This window comes from Pseudomonas aeruginosa (assembly GCF_001457615.1).
In the GTDB taxonomy this organism is placed as follows: Bacteria; Pseudomonadota; Gammaproteobacteria; order Pseudomonadales; family Pseudomonadaceae; genus Pseudomonas; species Pseudomonas aeruginosa.
On the sequence record NZ_LN831024.1, the window covers coordinates 836,749 to 860,843 of the forward strand.

At 68.1% G+C, this 24,095-nt stretch carries 19 protein-coding genes; 5 read left to right on the forward strand and 14 right to left on the reverse strand.

Features of this window, described 5'->3' with window-relative positions; genetic code table 11:
- Position 1: 1 nt before the first annotated feature.
- On the reverse strand, positions 2 to 790 hold the full coding sequence (locus AT700_RS03925; RefSeq protein ID WP_003119004.1) for an IclR family transcriptional regulator: 789 nt from the start codon (positions 788 to 790) through the stop codon (positions 2 to 4).
- A 255-nt stretch (positions 791 to 1,045) separates the two neighbouring features.
- On the opposite strand from AT700_RS03925, the gene AT700_RS03930 reads away from it, so the two are divergent.
- From AT700_RS03930 to AT700_RS03940, 3 genes are all read left to right on the forward strand, one after another.
- Positions 1,046 to 3,130 carry a TonB-dependent receptor gene (locus AT700_RS03930; protein ID WP_003093526.1) on the forward strand — a complete coding sequence of 695 codons (2,085 nt, stop codon included), beginning with the start codon at positions 1,046 to 1,048 and terminating at the stop codon, positions 3,128 to 3,130.
- Positions 3,131 to 3,197: 67 nt separating this feature from the next.
- A complete protein-coding gene (locus AT700_RS03935; RefSeq protein ID WP_003104777.1) occupies positions 3,198 to 4,505 on the forward strand; it encodes an NtaA/DmoA family FMN-dependent monooxygenase in 1,308 nt (435 codons plus the stop codon).
- A gap of 437 nt (positions 4,506 to 4,942) precedes the next feature.
- Positions 4,943 to 5,611, forward strand: coding sequence for a TIGR04211 family SH3 domain-containing protein (locus tag AT700_RS03940; protein WP_003104779.1), 669 nt, complete (start codon positions 4,943 to 4,945; stop codon positions 5,609 to 5,611).
- 83 nt (positions 5,612 to 5,694) lie between these two features.
- On the opposite strand, the gene AT700_RS03945 is transcribed toward AT700_RS03940, so the two are convergent.
- Genes AT700_RS03945 through AT700_RS03970 form a run of 6 tightly spaced genes read right to left on the reverse strand, consistent with a single transcriptional unit; the run spans position 5,695 to position 11,795 of the window.
- Positions 5,695 to 6,756: a 2,3-butanediol dehydrogenase gene (locus AT700_RS03945; RefSeq protein WP_003104781.1), complete on the reverse strand. Its 1,062-nt coding sequence runs from the start codon at positions 6,754 to 6,756 to the stop codon at positions 5,695 to 5,697.
- A 43-nt stretch (positions 6,757 to 6,799) separates the two neighbouring features.
- Entirely contained in the window at positions 6,800 to 7,912 is a 1,113-nt protein-coding gene (locus tag AT700_RS03950; RefSeq protein WP_003093511.1) for an acetoin dehydrogenase dihydrolipoyllysine-residue acetyltransferase subunit, read from the reverse strand.
- Positions 7,909 to 8,928 (reverse strand): alpha-ketoacid dehydrogenase subunit beta, encoded by a 1,020-nt coding sequence (locus tag AT700_RS03955; protein ID WP_003104786.1) that lies wholly within the window; start codon positions 8,926 to 8,928, stop codon positions 7,909 to 7,911. Before AT700_RS03955 ends, AT700_RS03950 begins: the two co-directional genes overlap by 4 nt.
- A 32-nt stretch (positions 8,929 to 8,960) precedes the next feature.
- On the reverse strand, positions 8,961 to 9,935 hold the full coding sequence (locus AT700_RS03960; protein ID WP_003093507.1) for a thiamine pyrophosphate-dependent dehydrogenase E1 component subunit alpha: 975 nt from the start codon (positions 9,933 to 9,935) through the stop codon (positions 8,961 to 8,963).
- Positions 9,936 to 9,957: 22 nt separating this feature from the next.
- Positions 9,958 to 10,998, reverse strand: a complete 1,041-nt coding sequence (locus tag AT700_RS03965) for an ATP-NAD kinase family protein (protein WP_048520774.1) — start codon at positions 10,996 to 10,998, stop codon at positions 9,958 to 9,960.
- Entirely contained in the window at positions 10,995 to 11,795 is an 801-nt protein-coding gene (locus AT700_RS03970; protein ID WP_003104791.1) for an SDR family NAD(P)-dependent oxidoreductase, read from the reverse strand. The genes AT700_RS03965 and AT700_RS03970 overlap by 4 nt, the downstream gene beginning before the upstream one ends.
- Positions 11,796 to 12,126: 331 nt before the next feature.
- On the opposite strand from AT700_RS03970, the gene AT700_RS03975 reads away from it, so the two are divergent.
- A complete protein-coding gene (locus AT700_RS03975; protein WP_003104795.1) occupies positions 12,127 to 14,004 on the forward strand; it encodes a sigma-54-dependent Fis family transcriptional regulator in 1,878 nt (625 codons plus the stop codon).
- A 204-nt stretch (positions 14,005 to 14,208) separates the two neighbouring features.
- Positions 14,209 to 14,799 (forward strand): LysE family translocator, encoded by a 591-nt coding sequence (locus AT700_RS03980; protein WP_043087275.1) that lies wholly within the window; start codon positions 14,209 to 14,211, stop codon positions 14,797 to 14,799.
- A 7-nt stretch (positions 14,800 to 14,806) separates the two neighbouring features.
- On the opposite strand, the gene AT700_RS03985 is transcribed toward AT700_RS03980, so the two are convergent.
- From AT700_RS03985 to AT700_RS04015, 7 genes are all read right to left on the reverse strand, one after another.
- Positions 14,807 to 15,697 (reverse strand): LysR family transcriptional regulator, encoded by an 891-nt coding sequence (locus tag AT700_RS03985; RefSeq protein WP_003093500.1) that lies wholly within the window; start codon positions 15,695 to 15,697, stop codon positions 14,807 to 14,809.
- 95 nt (positions 15,698 to 15,792) lie between these two features.
- On the reverse strand, positions 15,793 to 17,208 hold the full coding sequence (locus AT700_RS03990; RefSeq protein ID WP_003118187.1) for a TolC family protein: 1,416 nt from the start codon (positions 17,206 to 17,208) through the stop codon (positions 15,793 to 15,795).
- Positions 17,208 to 19,367, reverse strand: a complete 2,160-nt coding sequence (locus AT700_RS03995) for a peptidase domain-containing ABC transporter (protein WP_003105688.1) — start codon at positions 19,365 to 19,367, stop codon at positions 17,208 to 17,210. The genes AT700_RS03990 and AT700_RS03995 overlap by 1 nt, the downstream gene beginning before the upstream one ends.
- 9 nt (positions 19,368 to 19,376) lie before the next feature.
- Positions 19,377 to 20,633 carry an HlyD family secretion protein gene (locus AT700_RS04000; protein ID WP_003093492.1) on the reverse strand — a complete coding sequence of 419 codons (1,257 nt, stop codon included), beginning with the start codon at positions 20,631 to 20,633 and terminating at the stop codon, positions 19,377 to 19,379.
- A 96-nt stretch (positions 20,634 to 20,729) separates the two neighbouring features.
- Entirely contained in the window at positions 20,730 to 21,029 is a 300-nt protein-coding gene (locus AT700_RS04005; RefSeq protein WP_003093484.1) for a hypothetical protein, read from the reverse strand.
- A gap of 308 nt (positions 21,030 to 21,337) precedes the next feature.
- Positions 21,338 to 23,131: a cholesterol oxidase substrate-binding domain-containing protein gene (locus tag AT700_RS04010; RefSeq protein ID WP_023083975.1), complete on the reverse strand. Its 1,794-nt coding sequence runs from the start codon at positions 23,129 to 23,131 to the stop codon at positions 21,338 to 21,340.
- Positions 23,132 to 23,262: 131 nt separating this feature from the next.
- On the reverse strand, positions 23,263 to 23,562 hold the full coding sequence (locus AT700_RS04015) for a hypothetical protein (protein WP_003093477.1): 300 nt from the start codon (positions 23,560 to 23,562) through the stop codon (positions 23,263 to 23,265).
- Between the last annotated feature and the right edge of the window lie 533 nt (positions 23,563 to 24,095).

Here is a 24,095-nt window from a genome sequence, read left to right on the forward strand (position 1 = left end):
CTCAGCGCGGCGGCGGCCGCATGCCGGGGTGGAGTACCAGGCCACCGGTGGACTGGTTGACCTGCAGCGCCTCGTGGAACAGCGCGTCGCGGTCTTCCGCCGACTGCAACTGGCCGAGATCGGTCACCGTGGTCATGGCGCAGACGATCTCCTGCTGGGCGTCGAACACCGGCGCCGCCTGGCCGGTGACATTCGACAGCAGGTGGCTGGTCAGTTCGGCCCAGCAGCGCTCACGCACCTCGTCGAGCAGCGCGCGGCTCGGCGGGCTGCCGCGGAAGTGCGCCGGTTGCTGCTTGCGCGCGGCGTCGACCACGGCCTTCGGCAGGAAGGCCTGGAACACCAGGCCGCAAGCGGTATTGTCGATGGGCAGGATATCGCCCAGGGCCAGCGGGTTGATCGAGAAATAGGCGCTGCGGTACCAGCGCACCAGGGTCGGGCCGCGCTCGGTCCAGATCGCCACCCCGCCGCTGGCGGCATGCCGTTGGGCCAGGGCCTTCATGTGGCGGGCGGCGATATCCACCGCGTCGATCCGCTTCAGCGCGCCTATGCCGATGCTCAGCGCCGCCGGCCCGAGGTCGTAGAGACCGCTGAGCGGGTCCTGGCGGGCCAGGCCTTCCTTCACCAGGCTCTGCAGGTAGCGGTGCGCGGTGGAGCCGCCGGTGCCGGTGCGCCGGGCCACTTCGCCGAGGGCCAGTTCGCCTTCGGCGTTGGCCAGGGTCTTCAGGAAGCGCGCGGCGATGGACACCGACTGGATGGTGCCGGAGCGCTTTTCGCCCGGGGCGTCCGGCATCTCGTCCGCCGGGGGCTGCGAAGTATTCAACGGCTCGGTCTCCTCACCACGGTTGATCCATAGGCTTCGGTCCGCGCTGCGGTGGCGCGGGCGGCGCCCATGATACCGATTCCCCGGGGCGGTGGGGCGCCGCGGAAGGGACGGGTGTAGGAGATTTCATATTTCGCAATGAGGAATCTATTCCCCATTGAGGAATGTTCTGGTGGCGTGATAGCCTGAATGGAAAAGAGAGTCATTCCCATTTGGAGAAGATCCTTGAACGCCCGCACGCACCGCACGCTCAACCGGGGAATCGGCGTCGTCACGCTGTCCACCCTGCTCGCCTCGCCATCGGCACTGGCCCGGGAAAACCCGCCCGCCGAGGACGAACCCGCCGCCCTCGAGGCGCTGGTCGTGACCGGCGAGAAACGTGAACGCTCGCTGAAGGACACGGCGTCCTCGGTATCGCTCACCAGCGCCCGCGACATCGACCGCAAGCAGACCGGCAACGCCTCGGTCGCCGAGGTGATCAATGGCAGTCCCAACGTGGTCTACACCGACTCGGTGGGCGCGCCGATCATCCGCGGCCAGGACACCCAGGGCCCGAACAACGGGCAGAACGTGTTCTGGGGCGGCACAGTGCCGCGGGCGACGATCAACCTCGATGGCCACTACCTGAACTACAACGAGATGTTCTTCGGCGCGACCTCGGTCTGGGACGTCGACAGCATCGAGGTGTTCCGCGGCCCGCAGACCACCTCCCAGGGCGCCAACGCCATCGCCGGGGCGATCATCGTCAACACCAAGGACCCGACCTTCAGCCCCGAGGCTGCCTACCAGGCGGAGATCGGCAGCTACCATTCGCGGCGCAGCTCGATCGCAGTGTCCGGCCCGCTGGCGCAGGACTTCGCCGGGCGCCTGGCGGTGGACTACGCGGGCCGCGACACCTTCATCGACTACGACAACCCGAAGTTCCAGGACAGCGGCACCGACCAGGACTTCCGCGCCCTCAACGCGCGCGCCAAGCTGCTCTGGCTGCCCAGCGGAATTCCGGGCCTGGAGAGCAAGTTCACCTTCTCCCACAACGACAGCAACCGTCCGACCCAGGAAGCGGCGACCCGCCCGTTCGACAAGCTCGACCATCGCTCGACCACCATGCCCAGCTGGGAGCAGGACACCAACACCAGCATCCTCGACGTCGCCTATGACCTCGACAACGGCATCCGCCTGTTCAACCAGGCGCAGTACTCGCTGTCCTCGGTGCACCGCACCACCGGCGCGGGCGGCGAGGGCGACGCCGACATCCGCCAGAAGAACGCCTCCAACGAATCGCGGATCAGCTTCGGCGAGCAGGAGGACCGGATCAGTGGCATGGGCGGGGTCTACTACGCCCGCACCCGCACCGACGAGACACTGCACCTGCGCGGGCTGTCGGCCTTCGACGACACGAAGAAGAACCTCGGTGTGTTCGGCGAGCTGAACTACCGCCTGAGCGACCGCTGGACCCTGACCACCGGCCTGCGCTACCAGGAGGATCGCATCGAGCGCAGCGGCAACTCGGTGCTGGCGCCGCGTCCGCTGGACTACCAGAAGACCTTCTCGGCCTTCCTGCCGAAAGTCTCCCTGGCCTTCGCCGCGACCCCGGACTGGACCGTCGGCGGCCTGGTCAGCCGCGGCTACAACCCCGGCGGCGTGTCGCTCAACCTGACCACCCGCAACTGGGCCTACTTCAAGGAAGAAACCATCTGGAACTACGAACTGTTCACCCGCGCCAGCCTGCTCGACGGCCGCCTGCTGCTGAACGGCAACCTGTTCTTCATGGATTTCAAGGACGCCCAGTACAACATCCCGGTGGTGGTTTCGCCGGGGGTGGCGCAGTCGTACACCATCAACGCCGAGAAGGCCCACGCCTACGGCATGGAGCTGGACCTCGACTATCGCCTGCGCGACGACCTGCGGCTGAAGGCCAGCGCCGGCGTGCTACGCACCCGGATCGACGAGATGTCCGGCAATACCGGCTACGAGCACAACGAGTTCGCCCGCTCGCCGGGCTATACCCTCAGCTTCGGACCGAGCTGGGACGTCACCGAGCGCCTCAACCTGAACGCCCAGGTGCGCTACCTGGACGGCTACTACTCGGACACCGCCAACACCAAGGCCTACTCGATCAAGGCCTACACCCTCACCGACGCCCGCGCCAGCTACCGCTTCAACGACCAGGTGCAGCTCTATGGCTACGTGAAGAACGTGTTCGACGACCGCTCGCCCACCTACATGCAGGAAAACCGGGGGATCGGCGGCATCGAGGCGAGCATGACGCAGCCGCGGACCCTCGGCATCGGCATCAAGGGCACCTTCTAGGCGCCCCGAGAAGCCGGCCCCGCGCAGGGCCGGCCCAGCCCCAGAGCCCATACAGGAGATTGGCACGATGAGTACCCCGAAACGCCTGCACATCGGCATGTCGCTGGCCCCCACCTGGCTCAGCGGCGATGCCTGGCGGCGCCCCGACAGCAATATCGAAGGCATCTTCGGCAGCGATTTCGCCGTCGACATCGCCAGGCGCTCCGAAGCCGCCCACCTCGACTTCGTGTTTCGCCCGGACGTCAGCAGCCTGCCACTGGACGTGCTGGAGACCGGCTCCGGCTTCGCCAGCCTGGATCCCACCGTACTGCTTGCCGCGGTCGCCCGCGAAACCTCGCGGATCGGCCTGGTGTCGACGGTCTCCACCACGTTCTATCCGCCCTACGTGGTGGCCCGGCAGCTGCAATCGCTGCACTGGATCAGCAACGGCCGCGCCGGCTGGAACATCGTCACCGCGCTGCAGGGCCACGAGAACTTCGGCCTGGACGCGATGCCCGATGCGGAGCAGCGCTACGCGCGCGCCGCCGAGTTCACCCGGCTGGTGCACGACCTGTGGGACAGCTTCCCCCGCGAGGCACTCCTGGTCGACCGCGAGAGCGGCCGCTACGCCGACGTTTCCCGGGTGCACCCGGTCGACCACGACGGCGAATTCCTCAAGGTCAAGGGACCGCTCAACCTGCCGGCCTTCGGCGAGGCGCGGATTCCCCTGGTGCAGGCCGGCGCCTCCGAGAGCGGGCGCGACTTCGCCGCCTCGGTGGCCGACCTGGTGTTCGCGCCGACCCCGGACAAGGAGGCTGCCCTGGAACTGCGCCGCGACCTTTCCCGCCGCGCCGAACGCCACGGTCGCTCGCCGCGCGACGTGCGCCTGCTGCCGGGCTTCAGCCTGTACCTGGCGGAGAGCCGCGAGGAGGCGCGGGAAATCTTCATGCAGACCCACGCGCGCCTGGACCGCGCGCGCAAGTTCGCCACGATCAGGCAGATGCTCGGCCTCGACCTCAGCGACTGGCCGCTGGACCGGCCGATTTCCGCGGCCGACCTGCCGCCGCCGGTGGCCAACCCCGGCAGCCGCACCCACACCGACCTGCTGCGGCGCCTGATCGAGCGCGAGACGTTACGCCTGGACCAGTTGCTGCTGCGCCCCGAGGTGGTTTCCGCGGCGCACTGGCAGGTCATCGGTACGGTGGACGATGCCGTCGAGCAGATCGTCGACTGGGCCGCCGCCGGCGCCATGGACGGTTTCATCGCCGCGCCGGGAGGCTCGGTCGGCTCGCTGCGGCTGTTCCTCGAACAGGTGGTGCCGCGCCTGGTGGAAAAGGGGCTGTTCCGCGAGCGCTACAGCGCCACTACCTTCGCCGGGCACCTGGCAGAGGAATGATGGAAAGGGCCGGCGACGGCCGCGTCCTGGCGGCGATGGCGAGCGAGTGACCGCCTGCGGATTGGCCGCCTGACGGGCCCGCTGTATCGCAGCACGCCATCCGACCGGTGGGACGTGGTACAGGCGAGGGAGCCTCTGCCTTGGCGTAGATACCGTCGTACCCCGGGGATCATCCGGACAGGTCGCAGCCTGGGCAGCGCTGGCCGTCGGCAGGCCTGGCATTCTGCTGTTACAACCATCCATCCATTCCTGCGGAAACGAGTGAACTCAATCGCCCCGAGCGCTGTCTGTCAGCCGTCGGCCCAACCGGGCCGGGCGCATGGCCCTTGGCCATGCGGTAGCCCCGCCCCGGTCGCGCGCTTGTCCATAACAATTCGACTGGCCGGCTTTTTCGCTCCCCTTTGCGGGTTTCGTTCTCTCGCCATGTGAAGATTGCCATGTCCCTATCCCGTCGCATCCCCGCCGCTCTTTCCCCGTTCCAGAACCGCGTCATCGGAGCCTGCCTGCTCGGCGGCCTGCTGGCGGCCGGCGCCCCGGCGCAGGCCGAGGAGGCGACCGGCAACGCGCGCTGGGTGAGCGACAGCCTGACCACTTTCGTGCGCAGCGGCCCCACCGATGGCTATCGCATCGTCGGCACCCTCACCTCCGGGCAGAAGGTCGAGCTGCTTGGCACCCAGGGCAACTACAGCCAGGTGCGCGGCGAGAACGGCAGCACCGTGTGGATTCCCAGCCGCGACTTGCAGGAGGTTCCCGGCCAGGCCGAGCGCCTGCCGCAACTGGAACAGAAGGTGGCCGCCCTGACCGCCGAGCTGGACGGCATCAACGACACCTGGAAGACCCGCGTGCAGGGCATGCAGGAAACCCTCGACACGCGCAAGAAGCTGATCGACGAATTGCAGGCGGCGCGCAGCAACCTGGACGCCGAGCTCGGCAAGGCCCGCTCCGACCTGCGTGCGGTGCAGGCGCAACTGGGCGACGAGAACAAGCAGGTGCTGATGCGCTACATGGTCTACGGCGGCAGCATCGCCGGCGCCGGCCTGTTCGCCGGGCTGATCCTGCCGTCGCTGCTGAGGGTGCGGCGCAAGCGCAACGACAAGTGGTTCTGAGCCTCCGCCCGCGTCTCTGCGTTTCGTAAAGCAAGCCCCGCCGGCCGCGGGGCTGTGTCGCAAGCGCGACAAGGGCTGAAGCGTCAGCCGCCCGGCGAGACGATGATCTTCACGTTGTGCTCCTTGTTGTTCACCAACTCTTCGAAACCGCGCTCGACGATTTCTTCCAGGCCGATGCGACCGGTCACCAGCGGTGCGATGTCGAGGCGGCCGTCGGCTATGAAGGCGATCACGTCGGCGAACTCGCCGTTGTAGGCGAGGGCCCCGAGCAACTGCTTCTCGGTGGAAACCAGCTCGAAGAAATTGAATTCACTGGGCTCCTCGAAGATTCCCACAAGCACGCATTTGCCGGCCTTGCGGATGGCATCGATGGCCAGCTTGGCGGTGTGCTTGTTGCCGATGCATTCGAAGCTGACGTCGGCGCCAAGCCCGCCGGTGAGGGCGCGGATTTCGCCTAGGGCGTCGCACCGCGAGGGGTCGAGCACCTGGCTGGCGCCGACCTCCAGGGCCTTGGCCTTGCGCGCCGAGGACATCTCCAGGGCGATCACCTGTGCCGCGCCGGCGGCGCGCGCGCACATGATGGTGCTCAGGCCGATGGTGCCGGCGCCGACCACCACCACGTTCTGCCCGAGCAGGCTGCCGGCCTTCTTCACCGCGTGCATGCCCACCGCCAGCGGCTCGATCAGCGCGCCGGCCTCGCTGGGAAATCCGGCCGGCAGGGCGTAGAGCAGGTTGGCCGGTACGTTGACGTATTCGGCGAAGGCGCCGTTGTTCATCAGCCCGGTGAAGGCCAGGTTCTCGCAGATGTTGTACAGCCCATGCCGGCAGTAGTAGCAGGTGCCGCAATGCTGGCAGGCGTCTGCGGCGACCGCCTGGCCGACGGCGAAGCCGGTCACGCCGTTGCCGAGGCGGACGATTTCGCCGCTGAACTCGTGGCCGAGGATGCATTGATCCTTGAGGCCGGTGAGCGGGTGCGGCGCCTCCACGGGGATGAATACCGGGCCGGCCAGGTATTCGTGCAGGTCGGAGCCGCAGATGCCGCACCAGTGCACACGGATCTGCACCCAGCCGGGCGGCGGCTCGGCCGGGAGCGGCACGTCTTCCACGCGGATATCGTGGCGGCCGTGCCAGACGGCGGCGCGCATCGCCGCGTTGGCTTGCGGGGAACTGTTCATGTCGGTCGTCTCCTCAATGCTGGCGGAGGAAGTCGAGCAGCAGGCGGTTGACCTGCTCGGCGGCTTCCATCTGCACCATGTGCGCCTGTCCGGGAATGATCTCCACCTGGGCTGGCAGGCCCTCGGCATGCCGCGCCGGGATGATCGCGTCATCGCTGCCCCAGATCGCCAGGACCGGCTGGCGGCCCTCGCTCGCCACGGCACGCAGGTCGTTGCGCTGGCGACCGTCGGCGAACAGGTTGTCCAGCAACTGGCGCAGGGCCGCATCGACGCCTTCCAGGCGCTTGTAGCGGAGCATGTCCTCGAGCATCTGCCGGGTGACCAGCGCGGGGTCGGAGAACAACTGCACCAGTTGCGGCTTCAACGCGTTGCGGTTGGCCGCCTCGACGAAGCCGCGCAGGTAGTCGCCGTTGATCTCCTCGCCGAGGCCGGCGCTGCCGATCAGGCTCAGCGACAGCACCCGCTGCGGCGCCAGGCGCGCGCAGTTCAGCGCCACCGCTCCCCCCATGGAGTGACCGGCCAGGTGTACCTGTTCCAGGTCGAGGTGGTCGAGCAGGGCCAGCACGCTGCCGCTGAGTTCATCGAGGTCGCCGCGCACCAGGGCCTTGCCGGACTCGCCGTGGCCCGGCAGGTCTAGAGCGATCACCCGCCGCTCGGCGGCCAGCGCCTCGTGGTTGAACAACCAGTTGTTCAGGTCGCCACCGAAACCGTGGATCAGCAGTAGCGCCGGATCGCCCTCGCCGCGGTCGAAATAGCGCAGGAGGCGCCCGTCCAGCTCGACTTTCCGCGGTGCCGGTCCGCTATCCCCAGCGTCCTCGTCGGCGGGTACGAATTCGGCCTGGAAGCGTTGCACCAGTGCGTCGATCTCCTCGTCGCTCGCCTCGCCCTCGACCACCACGCCGAGCAGCGCGCCGACCGCCAGGGTCTCGTCCTCGCGCGCCACCTTGCGCCGCAGCACGCCCGAGAAGGGCGCCTCGACGCTGCTGGAGATCTTGTCGGTCTCCACGTCGAGCACCTCGTCGCCTTTCTCGATATGCGCGCCCTCTTCCTTGAGCCAGGCGTCCACCCGACCCTCGGTCATCGACAGGCCCCACTTGGGCATGGTCAGTGTATGGATCCGGCTCATGCCGCGTCCCTCCCTTCCAGGGCCTGGCGCACGGCTGCCTCGATCTTCGCCGCGTCGGGGATGTAGAGGTCTTCCAGGGCGTCGGAGAAAGGCACCGGCGTATGGGGCGCGGTGACCCGGCGGATCGGCGCGCGCAGCGCGGAGAAGGCCCGTTCGGCGACCAGCGCGGCGATGTCGGTGGCCATCGAGCAGCGTGGGTTGGCTTCGTCGACCACCACCAGGCGGCCGGTCTTTTCCACGCTTTCGAGAATGCTGTCCTCGTCCAGCGGGCTGGTGCTGCGCAGGTCCAGTACTTCGCAGGAGATGCCCTGGCGCGCCAGGCTGGCGGCGGCGTCCAGCGCCAGGTGGACCATGCGGCCGTAGGTCACCAGGGTGACGTCGTCGCCGTCGCGGAGGAAGTTCGCCTCGCCGAAGGGTACGCTGTACAGCTCCTCGGGTACCTCGCCCTGCATCGAATAGAGCAGCTTGTGCTCGCAGAAGATCACCGGGTCGTTGTCGCGGATCGCCTGGACCAGCAGGCCCTTGGCGTCGTAGGGCGACGACGGGCAGACCACCTTGAGGCCGGGGATGTGGGTCCATAGCGAAGTGAGCATCTGCGAATGCTGGGCGGCGGCGCGCAGGCCGGCGCCGACCATGGTACGGATCACCAGCGGGGTGACCGCCTTGCCGCCGAACATGTAGCGGAACTTGGCGGCCTGGTTGAGGATCTGGTCCAGGCAGCAACCGGCGAAGTCGACGAACATCAGTTCGCACACCGGGCGCATGCCGCGGGTGGCGGCGCCGACCGCGGCGCCGACATAGCCGATCTCTGACAACGGGGTATCCAGCACGCGGCCGGGGAACTGGTGGTAGAGGCCCTTGGTGACCCCCAGCACGCCGCCCCAGGCGTCGTCCTCGCCGGGCGCGCCGGCGCCGCCGGCATTGTCTTCGCCCATGATGAAGACGCTCGGGTCGCGGCGCATTTCCTGGGCCAGCGCCTCGTTGATGGCCTGCTGGTAGCTGATCTTTCTCGCCATGATGGTTCTCCTCGTTCTTGTTTTCGGGCGGCTCAGGGATAGGACACGTAGACGTCGCGCAGCAGGTCGTCCGGCTCCGGCTTGGGATCGTTCTTCGCGCGCTGCACGGCATCCTCGATGCGCGCCTCGACCTCGGCGTCGATGGCGTCCAGGTCGCTGGCGGAGAGCAGGCCGGCGTGGCAGGTGCGTTCGCGGAACTGCTTGAGGCAGTCGCGGGTTTCCCGGTAGTGCTTTACTTCGTCGGGATCGCGGTAGGTCTGTGCGTCGCCCTCGAAGTGTCCGTAGTAGCGGGTCAGCTTGACTTCGATCAGCGACGGCCCCTCGCCGGCGCGGGCGCGCTCGATGGCGGCGCCGGCAGCCTCGTGGACGGCGAAGAAGTCGAAGCCGTCGACGGTCACCCCGGGCATGCCGAAACCGGCGGCGCGGTCGGCGATGTGGTCGCAGGCCACCGACCAGTTGGCCGCGGTGGCCTCGGCATAGCCGTTGTTCTCGGCGACGAACAGGCACGGCAGGTTCCACACCGCGGCCAGGTTCATCGCCTCGAACACCGCGCCTTCGTTGGAGCCGCCATCGCCGAAGAAGGCCACCGCCACCGCATCGCTGCCTTTCAGCTTGGCCGCCAGCGCGGCGCCGGCGGCCAGCGGCGCGCCGGCGCCGACGATTCCGTTGGCGCCGAGCATGCCTTTCTCCAGGTCGGCGATATGCATGGAGCCGCCCTTGCCCTGGCAGACCCCGGTCTTCTTGCCATAGATTTCCGCCATCATGCCGTGCACGTCTACGCCCTTGGCGATGCAGTGGCCGTGGCCGCGATGGGTGGAGGCGATGCAGTCGTCGTCGCGCAGGTGCGCCATCACGCCGGCGGCGGAGGCTTCCTCGCCGGCGTAGAGGTGGACGAAGCCGGGTATCTCGCCCGTGGCGAACTCGACGTGCAGGCGTTCCTCGAAGGCGCGGATGGTGCGCATCACGCGGTAGGCATGGAGCAGTTGGTCGGTGCTCAGAGTGGACATCTTGTTGTTCTCCAGGTTGTCTTCACGGGGTCATCGGGGTTCGCTGGCCGGCCAGCAGGCGATGGCGGGCGGCGTAGGCGAGGGTGGCCGGCACATCGACGCTGAACGGGCCGGAAGGGTCGAGGGTGATGCTCGGGCGGTCGGTGGCGCTGAACTCGATCTCGCGCTCTCCGTCCAGCGCCAGGGTCCCGCTGGACAGGCTCGGTGCGTGGGTCACGCCGGGTTGCAGGTAGCCGGCGGCAGAGACCCCGCAGCCCACCAGCAGGCCCGGCGCCAGCGGCACCAGCAGGCTCTCGCGGGCGTCCGGATGCAGGCGCATCCAGGCGCCGTGGGGCTCCTCGCGGCTCACCGGCGACCACAGTCCGCAAAGCGCCGAAAGGCCGATGGCGTGGGGTTCGGCGAAGCTGACGAAGACTTCGGCGAGGTCTTCGGCGCGACTGATGGCGCGGGCGCCGATGAACGGCTGCGGCGACACCGCGACGTCCACCAGCGCCCACTCGCAGAGCCCGCGGCGCGGCTCGCGCACCAGCAGGCGCTTGTTGCGTCGCAGGCCGATCTCCGGCGGCACCCGGTTGCTGGCGCAGAGGCCGCCGGCGAGCCCCGCGCCGGTGGCTTCGCGCAGCTCCGGGAAGGCGTTGTTGGTCCCGGTGGACAGCGCCAGCAGGGGGACGTCGCCGACCTCGGCGGCCACTGCCTTGTGCGTGCCGTCGCCGCCGAGCACGGCGATCAGCGCCACGCCGCGCTCGACCATGCGCCGCGCCGCCAGGCGGGTATCCTCGACGCTCTGGCGCAGCGGCATGTCGAGGAACTCCAGGAACGGCCAGTGGCCGTCGCGGGCCTGGCGGGTCTGGCTGGCCCGGAGCACGGCGGCGGCGATGCCGGTCATGTCCGGCGGCAGCAACGCATGGCGGATGCCGGTGGCGCCGAAGGCGGCGAGCAGGCGTTGCACCACCGATGCCTTGTCGGTGCTGGAGTGCAGCCCGGCATGGGCGGTGAGGCGACGCAGGTCGCGACCGGAGGCCGGGTTGGCGATGATGCCGACGATCGGCGAGGGCGGGGTCATAGCGAGAATCCGCCGTCGACGGCGATGGCCTGGCCGGTGACGTGCGGCGCGCAGGCCAGGTAGACGACGAGCTGGCCCATGTCTTCGACGGTCTGCGCCTCGCCCTGGGGCAGCAGGCTGGCCTGGTGGCGTTCCCAGGACTGCGCCTCGCTTTCGCCGGCCTGCCGCCAGCGGCCCGACAAGCCGTCCTCGCCGCGCCACATTCCGGTGCCGACGATTCCCGGGCAGAGCGCGTTGACCGTCACCCCGTCGCGCGCGACCTCCTTGGCCAGGGCATTGCTGAAACCGATCACGGCAAACTTCGAGGCACAGTAGTGGGCGAGGTCGGGGAGACCGACCTTGCCGGCGATCGATGACAGGTTGACGATCCGCCCCCAGCGCTGCGCCTGCATCAGCGGCAGTTCGGCCTGGCAGCAGAGGAACACGCCGCGGGCGTTGACGTTCATCACCCGGTCCCAGTCGGCGAGGCTGAGTTCGGCGACCTTGCGGATGCTGATCACCCCGGCATTGTTCACCGCCACGTCGAGCCGGCCGAACTCCGTGGCGACCCGCTCGACCATCGCCCGGACGCTGTCGCCGTCGCTGACGTCGACCCCAAGGGCCAGGCTGCGGCGACCGAGGCTGCGGATCGCGGCGGCGGTTTCCTCGGCGACCTGCGGATCGAGGTCGGCCACCGCCACGTCGGCGCCGGCGCGCGCCAGGGCGAGGGCGATGCCCCGGCCGATGCCGCGTCCGGCGCCGGTCACCAGCGCGACCCGGGAAGACAGGGAGAAATCGTCGGACGACGTAGCGTGCATGCTTCACCTCTGATTGTTCTTGTAGGTGTATGCGGCAGGGCGTTGGGAGGAGCGGACAGTCCGCCCTGCCGTCGCCGTGGCTGGAGCAAGGCCGATGCCAGGTTGCGGCGTGGCGGCCGGAAGGCCCGTCGTAGAGCGCCGGCATGGGAAGGCCGGCGACCGCCGGGGCGACGTCCGGCGAGACAACCCATGTCATCGCGCACGGGTTCCCGGCGAGACGCTGAGACGCTCCGTCTCAGTCGTCGGCTGTGGCGGCCCGGCGCTTGTCGAGGGTCGCCGATGGGCGCTTAATGGGCGGCACAACAACAAGATGCCGAGCAACGGAGGCCCCATGCTTTCCGCACACTCGAAGGACCATGTGGACTGTGTCAGCCGTGTCCTGAGGAACGCCGCGCGCCTGCCGCAGGCGCCGGTGCCGACGCCGATCCTCGACTCCTGGCGCCGCTCCATGGAGCAGCACCGTCTCGACCCGGGGTCCCTGCAAGGGCCGCGGATTCTCTCGCAGACCCTCCTCGACGAATGTCGCGAGCGTTCCGAACTGTTCCTGCGCATCGCCAGCGAAGAGGTGGCGCGACTGCATGGACGGGTGCGCGATGCCGACTACTGCGTACTGCTCACCGATGCCCAGGGGCGGACCATCGACTACCGTGTCGAGTCGACCATCCGCAACGACTGCCGCAAGGCCGGGCTGTACCTCGGCACCTGCTGGTCGGAAGGCGAGGAGGGCACCTGCGGGGTGGCCGCCGTACTCACCGACAGGACTGCGGTGACGGTGCACAAGCGCGATCACTTCCGCGCCGCCTTCATCGACCTGACCTGTTCCGCGGCGCCGGTCTTCGATCCGCAGGGCGAGTTGCTCGGTGTGCTCGACGTTTCCGCCGTGCAATCGCCGGACGACCGCCGTAGCCAGCATCTGATCCGGCAGATGGTGGCGCAGAGCGCGCGGGAGATCGAGAACGCCTTCTTCATGCACAGCGCCCAGGGCCATTGGGTGCTGCGCGCGCACCGTGCGCCGGGCTACGTCGACAGCCAGCCGGACTACCTGTTCGCCTGGGACGCCGATGGGCGCCTGCTGGCGTTGAACCCGGCGGCGCGGCACTACCTGCGGCAGCGCCTGGGGCAGGTGCCGAGCCACATCGGCGAGGTGTTCGACCTCGACGCCCTGCACGCCGCCGCCGACCAGGCGCCGTGCCTGCTGCGCGGCCAGGCCGGCGAGCTGCACGTGCGTCTCAGCGCGCCGCGGGCCAAGGCGCGGCGGCTGGAGCGCGAGGTGCCCGACGACGCTGCGCTCGACCCGCGCATCGCCGAAAGCCTGCGCCTGGCGGTGCGGGTCAAGGACCGCAACCTGCCGGTGCTGATCCAGGGCGAGACCGGTGCCGGCAAGGAGGTTTTCGCCCGCCAGTTGCACCAGGCCAGCGCCCGTCGCGACAAACCCTTCGTCGCGCTCAACTGCGCGGCGATTCCCGAAAGCCTGATCGAGAGCGAGCTGTTCGGCTACGTTGGCGGAGCCTTTACCGGCGCGGCGGCGAAAGGGATGCGCGGCCTGCTGCAGCAGGCCGATGGCGGTACCCTGTTCCTCGACGAGATCGGTGACATGCCGCTGGGCCTGCAGACCCGCCTGCTGCGCGTGCTGGCCGAGGGCGAGGTGGCGCCGCTGGGGGCTGCGCGCCGGCAGGCTGTGGATATCCAGGTGATCTGCGCCACCCACCGCGACCTGGCGGCGCTGGTGGCGGCCGGCGGCTTCCGCGAGGATCTCTACTTCCGCCTCGGCGGCGCCCGCTTCGAACTGCCGCCGCTACGCGAACGCAGCGACCGGCTGGCGCTGATCCGGCGCATCCTCGACGAGGAAACCGCGCACTGCGGCGTACGCATCGAACTCGGCGAGGCAGCCCTGGAATGCCTGCTCGGCTATCGCTGGCCGGGCAATGTCCGCCAGTTGCGGCATGTGTTGCGCTACGCCTGCGCGCTGTGCGGCGGCGCCACCCTGCAACTCGCCGACCTTCCGGCAGAGCTGCGTGGCGAAGGCCGGACACCGGCCAGTGCGTGCGAGAGCGGCGGCGGTCCGGAGCGCGACGCCCTGCTCGACGCCCTCGTGCGGCATCGCTGGAAACCCATGGCCGCGGCGCGGGAACTGGGTATCTCGCGAGCGACCCTGTATCGGCGGGTGCGCCGGCATGGCATCCGCATGCCGGGCCAGGCGGACGACTGAGGTGCGCCGGCGGCCGGCGCAGTCGTCAAGCGCGGAAAATCAAAACCAGCCTTGAGCCTTGCCCCGTTAATGCCGGTGGGCTTTCCCTGTAGCGTTCCGGGCAGCGGCGCAACCCGTTCGGTCGCGCCCCGCCAGGAGCCTACGGAGGAAACCCATGCCCGCCCCGCACCAGCCAGCCCGCAATCCGACCGGGGAGTTCGACCCATGCCGCTAGCCCTGCTGCTCGCCATGGGCGCGTTCTCCCTGAGCCTGTCGATTTCCCCCGGTCCGGTGAACCTGACCATCGTCGCTTCCGGCGCCAACCATGGTTTCCGCCGGACCCTGCCGTTCGTCACCGGCGCCACCCTCGGCTTCGTCCTGCTGCTGGCCTTCGTCGGCTTCTGGTTCGTCCGCGCGATCGAGGCCTACCCGCGCTTCTTCGACTACCTGGGGATGGCCGGCGCGGCGTTCATCGCTCATGTGGGCTACCGCATCGCCACCGCGGATCCACGCCTGGCCCTGGAGGAAAACGGGGTCCCCGGGTTCTTCCAGGGCGTGCTCCTGCAATGGCTCAATCCCAAGGCCTGGATCGCCTGCGCTTCCGGCGTGGCCTTGTTCGCCAGCCCGAGCACGCACGCGCCGCTGCTGGTCTTCATGGCCATCTACCTGGTGGTCTGCTACCTCTCGCTGGCCGCCTGGGCACTGCTCGGTGACCGCGTGGCGCTGCTGCTCGACAGCCCCCGGCGGGTGCGCCTGTTCAATCGGGCGATGGGCGGCACCCTGGTGCTGACCGCTGGCTACATGCTCTACCTGTAGCTCGCCGCTAGCCCGGATTGAAGGCCTCGTAGAGGCGATTGATGAGGGTATAGGCGATGCTGCTGGCGGGTACGTTGGGCGGCCACACCGCATACACCTTCAACGGCTCCAGGCGCCATTCCGGCAGCACCGCGCGCAACTCGCCGCGGCGGATCGGCTCGTCGCTCAGGTAGGTCGGCGGCGCGGCCAGGCCGACGCCGAGGCGGGCCAGGCGGCAGGAGGCTTCGACGCTGTCGACGCGCACCCGCGGGGTGTAGTCGACGCGTACCTCCTCGTCGTCCCGCGCATGACGGAATAGCCGGCTGTCGGGGCGCATGCCGAGCCCGATCCATTCCAGCCGCTGCAGGTCGCGCGGGTGTTCCAGCGGCGCGTGCCGGGCCAGGAATGCCGGTGCCGCCACTACCTGGCGCGGCAGCAGGAACAGGTGACGGGCCTTCAGCGAGCTGTCCGGCAGGTCGCCGATGCGGAAGGCGATGTCGATGCCGTCGCCGATGATGTCGTGGCGGCTGTCGTCGCAGGCGATGCCGAGGTCGAGGTCGGGATGCTCCTCGATGAAGGCTGCCAGGTGACGGGTGAAGTCGCCGTTGACGAACACCGCGGGCATCGAGATGCGCAGGCTGTTGCGGGTCGAGACGGCGCGCTGGCGGAACTCGATGAAGCCCTTCTCGTAGAGTTCCAGCATGGAGCGGGCGGTGTCCAGCAACTGCGTGCCGTCCTGGGTCAGCGACAGCTTGCGGCTGTTGCGGTAGAGCAGCGCACGGCCCAGGTTCCGTTCCAGCCTGGACAGGTGCAGGCTGGCGGTCGCGGCGCTCAGGCCCAGCGCCTCGGCGCCGCCGGAGACGGAGCCGGTCTCGGCGATCTTGGCGAATACGATCAGGTAGCGGATGTCGTCGATCATGCGGTCTCTCGTCGCGGGGGCTGGGTGCATCCTGCGCGATGGCGGCCAGCCGGACAAGCGCGAGAGGTAGAGAGCGGCGGCGCTTCCCGGGCTTTTCAGCGCAGGCTCCAGAAACCCAGGCGACCGAGGCTCGCCGCCAGTCGCAGACGCGAGGTCTGCCAGTTGCCGAGGGCGCGGATGTGCTGGTCCTCGGCGCTGGCGTAGGCGGTCAGGGCGTTGAGCAGCTCGATCATGCTGCCGACCCCTGAGCGGTAGCGGCCCTGCACCACCTCCAGGCTTTGCCGCGACTGTTCGACCAGTTCGCGGGTGCGCGCCAGGCTGCGGGTCTCGACGCTGAGCGACTGGTAGTTGTTCCACACCTCCAGCGAAACCTGCTGCTCGGTGTCGGCCAGCTCCGCTTCGCTGGCTTCGCGGCGGGCCAGGGCGTTGCGGACCTGGTAGGTGCGTTCGAAGCCTTCGAACAACGGGATGTTCAGTTGCAGGCCGATGCTGCGGTCGCGTTCGCGGGTATCGCCGTTGAACGCCATCGCCTGGTCGCTATGGCTGCGTGCCAGGTTGGCGCTCAGCGCCAGGCTCGGCCGGCCGGCGGCGCGGCTTTCCTCCACCGAGGCGGCGGCGGCTTTCAGCCGCGCCTGGGCGGCGAGCAGCGCCGGATGCTCGCGGCGGGCTTCGGCGAGCATCTCGTCGATGGCCTTGACGAAGCCGGTGTCGGGTTGCGCCTCCAGCTCGCCGGAGAGGCGCAGCGGGGTATCCGGCGCCAGGCCCATGCGCAGGGCGATGACGCCGAGGGCGTTGCTCAGGGCGCCTTCGTCGCGGACCTGGGCGAGGCTCGCCTGGGACAGCGCGGTCTGCGCCTGCAGGCGATCGGAAAGGGCGGCGGCGCCGGCCCGGTACTTGGCGTCGGCGGCTTCCAGGTTCTGCGCCGCCAGCTCCGCGACCTGCCGCGAGGCGGCCAGGCTGCGCTGGGCGGCGAGGGCGTCGTAGTAGGCCTGGGCGGCGAGGGCGAAGGTGTTCTGCAGGGTCGCGTCCTGGCTGGCGTTGGCCGCCAGCAGCAACTGCTGGGCGTTGCGCAGGGCGGCGCTGCGGCGGCCGAAGTCGAACAGCACCCAGCTCAATTGGAGGCTGGCGCCACGCCGGTGTCGATGGCCGTCGCCGGAGAGGTAGGGGGCATCGCGATAATCCATGTCGCTGTAGCCGCGACTGGCGTCGAGACGGCCGTCCAGGCGCGGCAGGTAGGCGGACTTGCCGATCCCGACCTGGGCCGCCTGGGCCTTGGCATTGGCCCAGGCGAGGCGGGTCTGTGGGTCGTGGCAGAGGATCCGCTCGATGGCTTCCTCCAGGCTCAGCTCGGTCGGTGGCGGCCCGCCGCGGCAGGGCAAACCGCTGCCGCCGAGGTCGTAGACCGCCTGGCCGGCGACCTGGCCGGCGGTGCCGAACACGTCCGGCTCGTAGGCGGCGGCGCCGGGAACCAGGCCGAGCAGGCCGCACAACAGGCCGGCGAGGGCACGCATCAGGCCTGCTCCCGCGCCGCGGCGGCCTGGCGTTCGGCCAGGCGCGCGGTGCTTTCGTCGAGGCTTACCTTGCCCTGGCCGAGGACTATCACGCGGTCCGCCGAGGCGATGGTCTCGGGCCGATGGGCGACCATGATGCGGGTGATGCGCAGCGCGCGAATGGCGGCGTTGACCCGCTGTTCGCAGTGTACGTCGAGGTGGCTGGTGGCTTCGTCGAGGAACAGGATGCGCGGCTTCTTGTACAGCGCCCGGGCCAGCATCACCCGCTGCTTCTGGCCGCCGGAGAGCACCGTGCCCATGTCGCCGACCAGGGTGTTGTAGCCCATCGGCATGGCCTGGATGTCATCGTGGATGGCAGCCATCTGCGCGCACTGCAGCAGCCAGGGCATGTCCGGTTGCGGGTCGAAGAAACTGATGTTGTCGCTGAGCGAACCGGCGAACAGCACGTCGTCCTGCAGCACCGTGCCGACCAGTTCGCGCAGGCCGTCCAGGCCCAGTTGCGCAAGGTCCAGGCCGGCCATGCGGATCTGTCCCTCCACTGGCGGGAGGATGCCCAGCAGGACGTTGAACAGGGTGCTCTTGCCGCAGCCCGAGGGGCCGACGATGGCCACCGACTCGCCGCCGGCGATGCGCAGGTCGAGGCCGTCGAGGACCCAGGGCTCCTGTTCCGCGTAGCGGTAGCGCAGGCCCTGGATCTCGATGCTCGCCTCGCGCTCGCGGAGGTTCTCCGGGAGGATGTCGCCGTGGCTGACCTCCGGGGCCTGGAGCACGATGTCGGCCAGGCGCTCGCCCTGCAACTGGAGCATGCGCAGCTCGAAGAACTTGTCGATCAGGCTGCCGACGCGGCTGTCGAACTGCGACTTGTAGGCGTTGAAGGCCATCAGGATGCCGACGCTGAACTGGCCGTCCATCACCATGGTCGCGCCGAGCCAGATCACCAGCAGGTTCTCCACGCCGAACAGCAGGCCGTTGAGCTGCTGGTAGAACAGTTGCAGCTTCTGCGTACGCAGGCCGGCGTTGATCTGTTCCACCAGCAGGCCGAGCCATACCGAGCGGCGCTCGTCCTGGCGCTGGAACAGCTTCAGCGGGCGGATGCCGCGCACCGTCTCGAGGAAGTGGCTCTGCTGGCGCGCGGCGTGGACGATCTGCTCCTCGGTGGCGTTGCGCAACGGCCGGTACCAGATCCAGCGGCCGAGGGCGTAGAGGCTCATGGCGGCGATGGCGATGGCCGCCAGTGGCGGACTGTAGAGCAGCATCATGCCGAGGGTGGCGACGGTCATCAGGCCGTCCAGCACCGCCGAGAGGAAGGCCGCGGTGAGGGTCTGCTGGATGCTGTTCACCGCGCCGAAGCGCGACACCACGTCGCCCAGGTGGCGCTTCTCGAAATACTGCGCGGGCAGCCGCAGCAGGTGGCTGAAGACGTTGGCCTGCCACTGCACGCCGAGCAGGGTGCTCATGTGCATCATCACCCAGGCGCGCACCCCGCTGACCGCCTGCTGCATCAGCAGCAACAGGCCGAAGCCGATGGCCAGGGTGCTGAGCAGGTCACGGTCTTCGCTGACGATGACGTTGTCGATGGTCCATTGCAGGAAGAACGGACTGATCAGCGAGAACACTTCCAGCGCGCCGGCGAGCAGCAGCACCTGGGCCAGCGAGCGGTACAGCCCGGTGACCTTGCCGAGCATGCCCAGCAGCTTGATCCGCGGCGGCGCCTCCTGTTTCTCGAAGCCGCTCTCCGGCCAGAGTTCCAGGGCTACCCCGGTGAAGCTCCGCGAGACTTCCTCCAGGCCCAGCCGGCGCTGGCCGTGGGCGGGGTCGTGGAGCACCGCGCCGCGCCCGTCGACCGCCTTGAGCACGACGAAGTGGTTGAAGTTCCAGTGCAGCACGCAGGGCAGCTTGAGCTTGCCGAGGTCGCCGAGGTCGAGCTTCACCGCGCGGGTGCCCAGGCCGAGGCGGTGGGCGGTCTGGATCAGTTGCTTGAGGGAGATGCCCTTGAGCGATACGGAGAAGCGCCGGCGCAGTTCCATCAGGCCGGTATGGTGGCCGTGGTAGCCGGCGATCATCGCCAGGCAGGCCAGGCCGCATTCGGTGGCTTCGGTCTGCAGCACCAGCGGCAGGCGGCGGCCCAGGCGCAGGGCGAGAGCGTCGAGAAAGGCCATGGGTCGTTCCTAGAGTTTGCCGGTCAGGCTGTAGAGCGGTTCCAGCACCCATTCGTAGAGGCGCCGGGTGTCCTGGAGGATGTCGGCGTCCAGCAGCATGCCGCTCTGCAGCGGACGCGGCTGGCCGTAGGCGGTCACCGCCTGGTCGTCGAGGGTTACCCGCAGCCGGTACAGCTGCTCGCCATCCTGGCCGAGCCCCGGTACGCCGCCGACCATGCTGGAAAGCTCGGCATAGGAGACGCTGGCGCGGGAGATCGACTGCACCTTGCCGTGGTACTGGCCGAACTTCTGGTACGGATAGGCCTGGTAGCGGATCAGCACCGCGTCGCCCGGCCGGATGAAACCGATGGACTTGCTCGGCGCGTAGAGTTCGGCCTGCAACGGGGTGTCGGCGGGAACGATGCTCAGCAGCGGACGCGAGCTGTCGACGGTCTGCCCGGCTTCGGCGAGCACGGCGGTGGCGATGCCGCTCTCCGGCGCGGTGACCAGCAAGGTGCGCTTGGCTTCGCTTTCGGCCAGGTCCTGCTCCACCGCGCTGAGCTGGCGGCGGGTTTCCGCGAGCTGGTTGGCCTGGCGCGCGGAAAGCCCGGCGAGTTCGTTGCGGCGCTCGGTCAACTGCTGCCGCAGCGACGTGCGTTCGCGCTCCAGGCCTTGCAGGGTCTGGCGCTGGCCGAGCAGCTCGGCCTGGCGCTGCTGCAACTGGTCCATGGAGATGTAGCCCTTGTCCATCAGCCCCTGGTAGCGCGCGGCGGCGTCGCTGGCCAGCGCCAGCAGGCGTTGCTGGCTGTCGGTCTGGGCGGCGAGGGTGGTGAGTTCGCGTTGCAGGCTGGCGACCTTGCTGGTCAGGCTGTCGCGCTCGTCGTCTTGCAGGCGGCGAAGCTTTTCCAGTTCGTCGCGCAGGGAGTCGCGGCGTTGTTCCAGGCGCCTGCTGATACCGGCCTGCACCGGGCCGGCATCGCTGCCGTAGCGTTCGCTGGAAAGCACCATCAGGCGCTCGCCGCGTCGTACCGCCTGGCCTTCCTGGACGAACTTGCGCAGCACGATGCCGGCCTGCGGCGCGTGCACCTTGACCTGGCCGCTGGCGGGCACCAATTGGCCGCTGACGGTGCTGCGCTTGGTGTAGCTGCCGAACAGGAAGAAGCCCACCACCAGCAGCGCCATCGCCGCGGCCAGCAGGGTGAGAAAAGTGAAGGAGACCGGGCGGATCAGCACGATCTCGCCCAGGCCGCCGGCATGCTGGGCGTCGAGGGCTTCCTGGCGAAACATGGTGGCTGGATCCTGGATTCGAATAATACTTGCATGACACTCCGACACCCTTGCGAAAGTTCAAACGCATGAAGTGCCGGAGTGCGACTTTTCTAATTAGATGGTGGTGCGGCCTACATCACCGGGACCGAAGTTTTCCCGGTATTGGCCCAAGTAACCGACAGCCGTCTCTGCATTGGTGAAGAGACCGACCGTGCCCCCGGCAATAGCACCCATGGCGGTTGGCACGATCAGGCCGACCAACTGGGAAAGAGCGCCGAAGCCGAAGCCGCCGGCACCGCCCCATTTCCCGCCGATTGCCATGCCCGTCGCGGCGCCGTCGACGGCGCCTACGATCATGCCGGAAAGAGTTCCACCCGAAACGCAGGTGACTTCAATGTCATTGAGTTCTTTCATTTCATATATCTCCTTTAGGCTTTCCGTGAGTCTGGAAAGCCATTCGATGGTACTAATCCGAAAGAGTGGGATGAACTGCCAGGATTAGCGGTTTTTCATGGGATCGATAATTCGTTTGACAATGAGTTTCAATATTCGGCGGATGAAGGTTTGCCACTCCGGGTAAACTTTGCGAATGATTAAGGCCGGTTCGTGCGACACCTCGATAAGACCTGTTGAACAAGTCAACGCCGTATCGAGGGCTCATTCATATCGGCTCCGGCCAACCGCTCTTCGTCCGAGTCAGTACGGCCTCGCATAGCGGCATTTCATGGCATCAGCCGGTCGAGCAGCGGCGAGCTGAACAGCCGATGCGGATCGGCTTCGTTCAACTGGCGCACCGCGCTGTCCCAATCGTTGTCTGCGACCAGGCCCTGGCGTAGCGACTGCGCCACCAACTGGTCGACCACCGTCGGCTCGTCCCAGGCGGCGGCGGGGCTGTAGCCCCAGCCCTTGCTCCACTCCACCCGCAGCGAGGCGTAGTCGCCGCTGAAGTGGTCGAACAGCCAGGCCTCGAACTCGTGGTAGAAGGCATTGGCCTGCGGGGTACCGGGCAGGCTGAGGATGTCCAGCCAGATCGCCGTGTCCCACTCCGGTTGGTCGGGGCGCGGACGGATCGCCGACAGGCTGGGCACCTGGGCGCCGGGAACGATCGACTCGCCGGGCTGGTCGAGCCCGCTGACGCGAATCTCCACCGGGCCGTTCATGGGGTAGTGGCCGTTGGCGCGGTAGGCGGCGACCATCGTCTGGTACTGCAGGTAGAACTCGTTGATCACCCGCTGCACGTCGCGACGCCGGGTCAGCACCGCGTAGCCGTTGGCGGTGACGCGAAGGGTGCTGGGCTTGATGTACAGCAGCAGGTCCTTGCTCCAGCCCCACAGGTCGTAGCCCAGGGTCAGCGCCATGCCGCCCACTACCAGGTCGTACTGCAGCTTGCCGAGCAGCGGGGTGAGTTCCGGGTGGCCGGTGTTGATCGCCGCCAGCAGGTCGGACAGCGCCTTGGGAATGTTGTCGGAGAAGGGGTAGTTGAACGGGCCGTTGACCGCACGGGCGCCGAACGGGCAGCGCGGGGTCGGCGTCCAGACCTTCAGCCAGGGCTTGTCGGTGAAGGGGAACCAGATGGCCTCGGCGCGTCCGCTTTTCTGCAGGAAGCTGTCGAAGGTCCTTCCGCCGCTGCCGGCCGCGGCGAACATCTCGCTCGCCGGGATGTTCACGTAGCTCTGGCAGCGCATGCGCTTGTTGACCCCGGCCTGGAGGGTCGCCTCGACGATGAAGGCGCGTCCGAGGTGGACGAGGAACGGCGCGCAGGCCGGATCGTCGCGGCGGAAGGTCTTCAGCACGTATTGTCCGGCGGCGCCGTCCCAGACCACCGCGGTCAGCGCCACGATGCTGTTGCTCAGGGAGCCGTAGCTCTGCCCCGGCAGGCGGCTTTCGCCCTGCGCCGGGATGCCGGTGCCGTGGCCGTCGATGGCGAGCACCCCGCCGAGGGTCAGGTCGCCCGGCGCCGGCGTGGCGACGAAGCCGAGCTTGACCCGCTCCAGTTGTTTCAGCAGGGCTTCCATGGTGACGCCGGTCTGCGCGCTGAACAGGCCGAACTCGCCCTGGGTGTCGATCCGTACGCGGGTCAGGTAACGGCTGGTTTCCACCAGCATGATGCGGCTCTCGCAGTTCTCGCCGCCTTTCAGCAGCAGCGGGGACCAGTTGTGACCCATGCCGCGCGGGCGCACCTTGAAGCCGTTCTGCCAGGCCCAGTTGACCACCGCGAGAACCTCTTCGTTGGTGCGCGGGGCGCAGCTCCAGAGGTCGTCGGCGGCGATTTCCCCCGACCAGTTGCGGAACGCCCGCCGATAAAGTTCGAGGCCGGCCGGAAAGCCTGCCGGCGCCGGACAACTGCTGGCGGCGGCTTCGGCGGGCTGGATGACGAAAGCCGGGGTCCAGCCGGCCACCAGGCCGACCGCGCCGAGCGTGGCACTCTTGCCGAGGAAGCTGCGGCGCGACAGGCCGCCGGATTCCTGGTCGGGATCGCCGACGAAGGCGTCGGCGTGCTGGATGAGGTCGTGCATGGCGGTTCTCCTGATCGGGGCGCTGGTCGCCCCTTCCCGGTTGCCGGGTCCTAGGTCGCCGCCGGGGGCGTCCGGGTCTCCGGCGACGGTGGAGGCCCGCTCCGCGACGGGAGCGGGCCGAGGTCCTGGGATCAGGTCCACTCGGTGTCGTAGTGGTAATCGATGCGGCTGGTGTCGCCGCCGAGCAGGCCGCCGACCGCGGCGACGCCCTTGAACACGCCGTAGCCGAGGGTGTCGGCCAGTTGATGGATGGGGGTCAGGCCGACGGCGTTGAACACCTTGCCGACCGAAGAGATGACCGACGTGTTGAGCAGGTCGTTGGACACCTTGACCACATCGACGATGGCATCGCCGACGAAGCTGAAGAGTCCGGCGCCCGATACCTGGTCGATTTCATCGAAGCTCAGTTCCTGAAGTGTGGCGAGTTGCATGGCGCTATTCCTTCATCAATCAAGTTTTGAGCGATAGCCGGCCCTCTCGCATAAACATCGGTTTGCGAAGATAGAGTGACTATCGGTTGCCAGCCGCTCTGGAAAAGTACTTTGCCGGCTGGTCGCTGAAAATTACTGATCTGCCGGCGAGAGTGTCAATCTGGGAAGTTGATAGGGTGAACCTGGAATATCCATGCTAGGCAAATGACGCCGATATTCTGTCAGTGGAATTGGTCGATGTTTTTTCGAATGCCGCGATAAGCATCTTGATATTGCTGATCCATTGATATTCGTGGGTACTGGGAAGCGGTTCGCTATTTTTACGAGATGATGCGCCAATCCAGAAAAGTATCGAATTATTGCTTTCGGAAAAAATTCAACTGCCTTGCTGATAGGTTTCTTCCGGTCGAGTTATTGAAGTCCATGTCCGGTCTTGCGTTGTTTTTCAAAGTAGAGAAACCGGCGTCATAAATTTGTGCGGATAACTGGCGGGCAAACTTTCCCAGGCTGCGCTTCTGTTGCGGGGAAGTGCT

Excerpts from the sequence above, each read along its gene's own strand:
- AT700_RS03925 (WP_003119004.1), bottom strand. The coding sequence starts at position 790 with ATGCCGGACGCCCCGGGCGAAAAGCGCTCCGGCACCATCCAGTCGGTG.
- AT700_RS03935 (WP_003104777.1), top strand. The coding sequence starts at position 3,198 with ATGAGTACCCCGAAACGCCTGCACATCGGCATGTCGCTGGCCCCCACC.
- AT700_RS03940 (WP_003104779.1), top strand. The coding sequence starts at position 4,943 with ATGTCCCTATCCCGTCGCATCCCCGCCGCTCTTTCCCCGTTCCAGAAC.
- AT700_RS03945 (WP_003104781.1), bottom strand. The coding sequence starts at position 6,756 with ATGCGCGCCGCCGTCTGGCACGGCCGCCACGATATCCGCGTGGAAGAC.
- AT700_RS03950 (WP_003093511.1), bottom strand. The coding sequence starts at position 7,912 with ATGAGCCGGATCCATACACTGACCATGCCCAAGTGGGGCCTGTCGATG.
- AT700_RS03955 (WP_003104786.1), bottom strand. The coding sequence starts at position 8,928 with ATGGCGAGAAAGATCAGCTACCAGCAGGCCATCAACGAGGCGCTGGCC.
- AT700_RS03960 (WP_003093507.1), bottom strand. The coding sequence starts at position 9,935 with ATGTCCACTCTGAGCACCGACCAACTGCTCCATGCCTACCGCGTGATG.
- AT700_RS03965 (WP_048520774.1), bottom strand. The coding sequence starts at position 10,998 with ATGACCCCGCCCTCGCCGATCGTCGGCATCATCGCCAACCCGGCCTCC.
- AT700_RS03970 (WP_003104791.1), bottom strand. The coding sequence starts at position 11,795 with ATGCACGCTACGTCGTCCGACGATTTCTCCCTGTCTTCCCGGGTCGCG.
- AT700_RS03975 (WP_003104795.1), top strand. The coding sequence starts at position 12,127 with ATGCTTTCCGCACACTCGAAGGACCATGTGGACTGTGTCAGCCGTGTC.
- AT700_RS03980 (WP_043087275.1), top strand. The coding sequence starts at position 14,209 with ATGCCGCTAGCCCTGCTGCTCGCCATGGGCGCGTTCTCCCTGAGCCTG.
- AT700_RS03985 (WP_003093500.1), bottom strand. The coding sequence starts at position 15,697 with ATGATCGACGACATCCGCTACCTGATCGTATTCGCCAAGATCGCCGAG.
- AT700_RS03990 (WP_003118187.1), bottom strand. The coding sequence starts at position 17,208 with ATGCGTGCCCTCGCCGGCCTGTTGTGCGGCCTGCTCGGCCTGGTTCCC.
- AT700_RS03995 (WP_003105688.1), bottom strand. The coding sequence starts at position 19,367 with ATGGCCTTTCTCGACGCTCTCGCCCTGCGCCTGGGCCGCCGCCTGCCG.
- AT700_RS04000 (WP_003093492.1), bottom strand. The coding sequence starts at position 20,633 with ATGTTTCGCCAGGAAGCCCTCGACGCCCAGCATGCCGGCGGCCTGGGC.
- AT700_RS04005 (WP_003093484.1), bottom strand. The coding sequence starts at position 21,029 with ATGAAAGAACTCAATGACATTGAAGTCACCTGCGTTTCGGGTGGAACT.
- AT700_RS04010 (WP_023083975.1), bottom strand. The coding sequence starts at position 23,131 with ATGCACGACCTCATCCAGCACGCCGACGCCTTCGTCGGCGATCCCGAC.
- AT700_RS04015 (WP_003093477.1), bottom strand. The coding sequence starts at position 23,562 with ATGCAACTCGCCACACTTCAGGAACTGAGCTTCGATGAAATCGACCAG.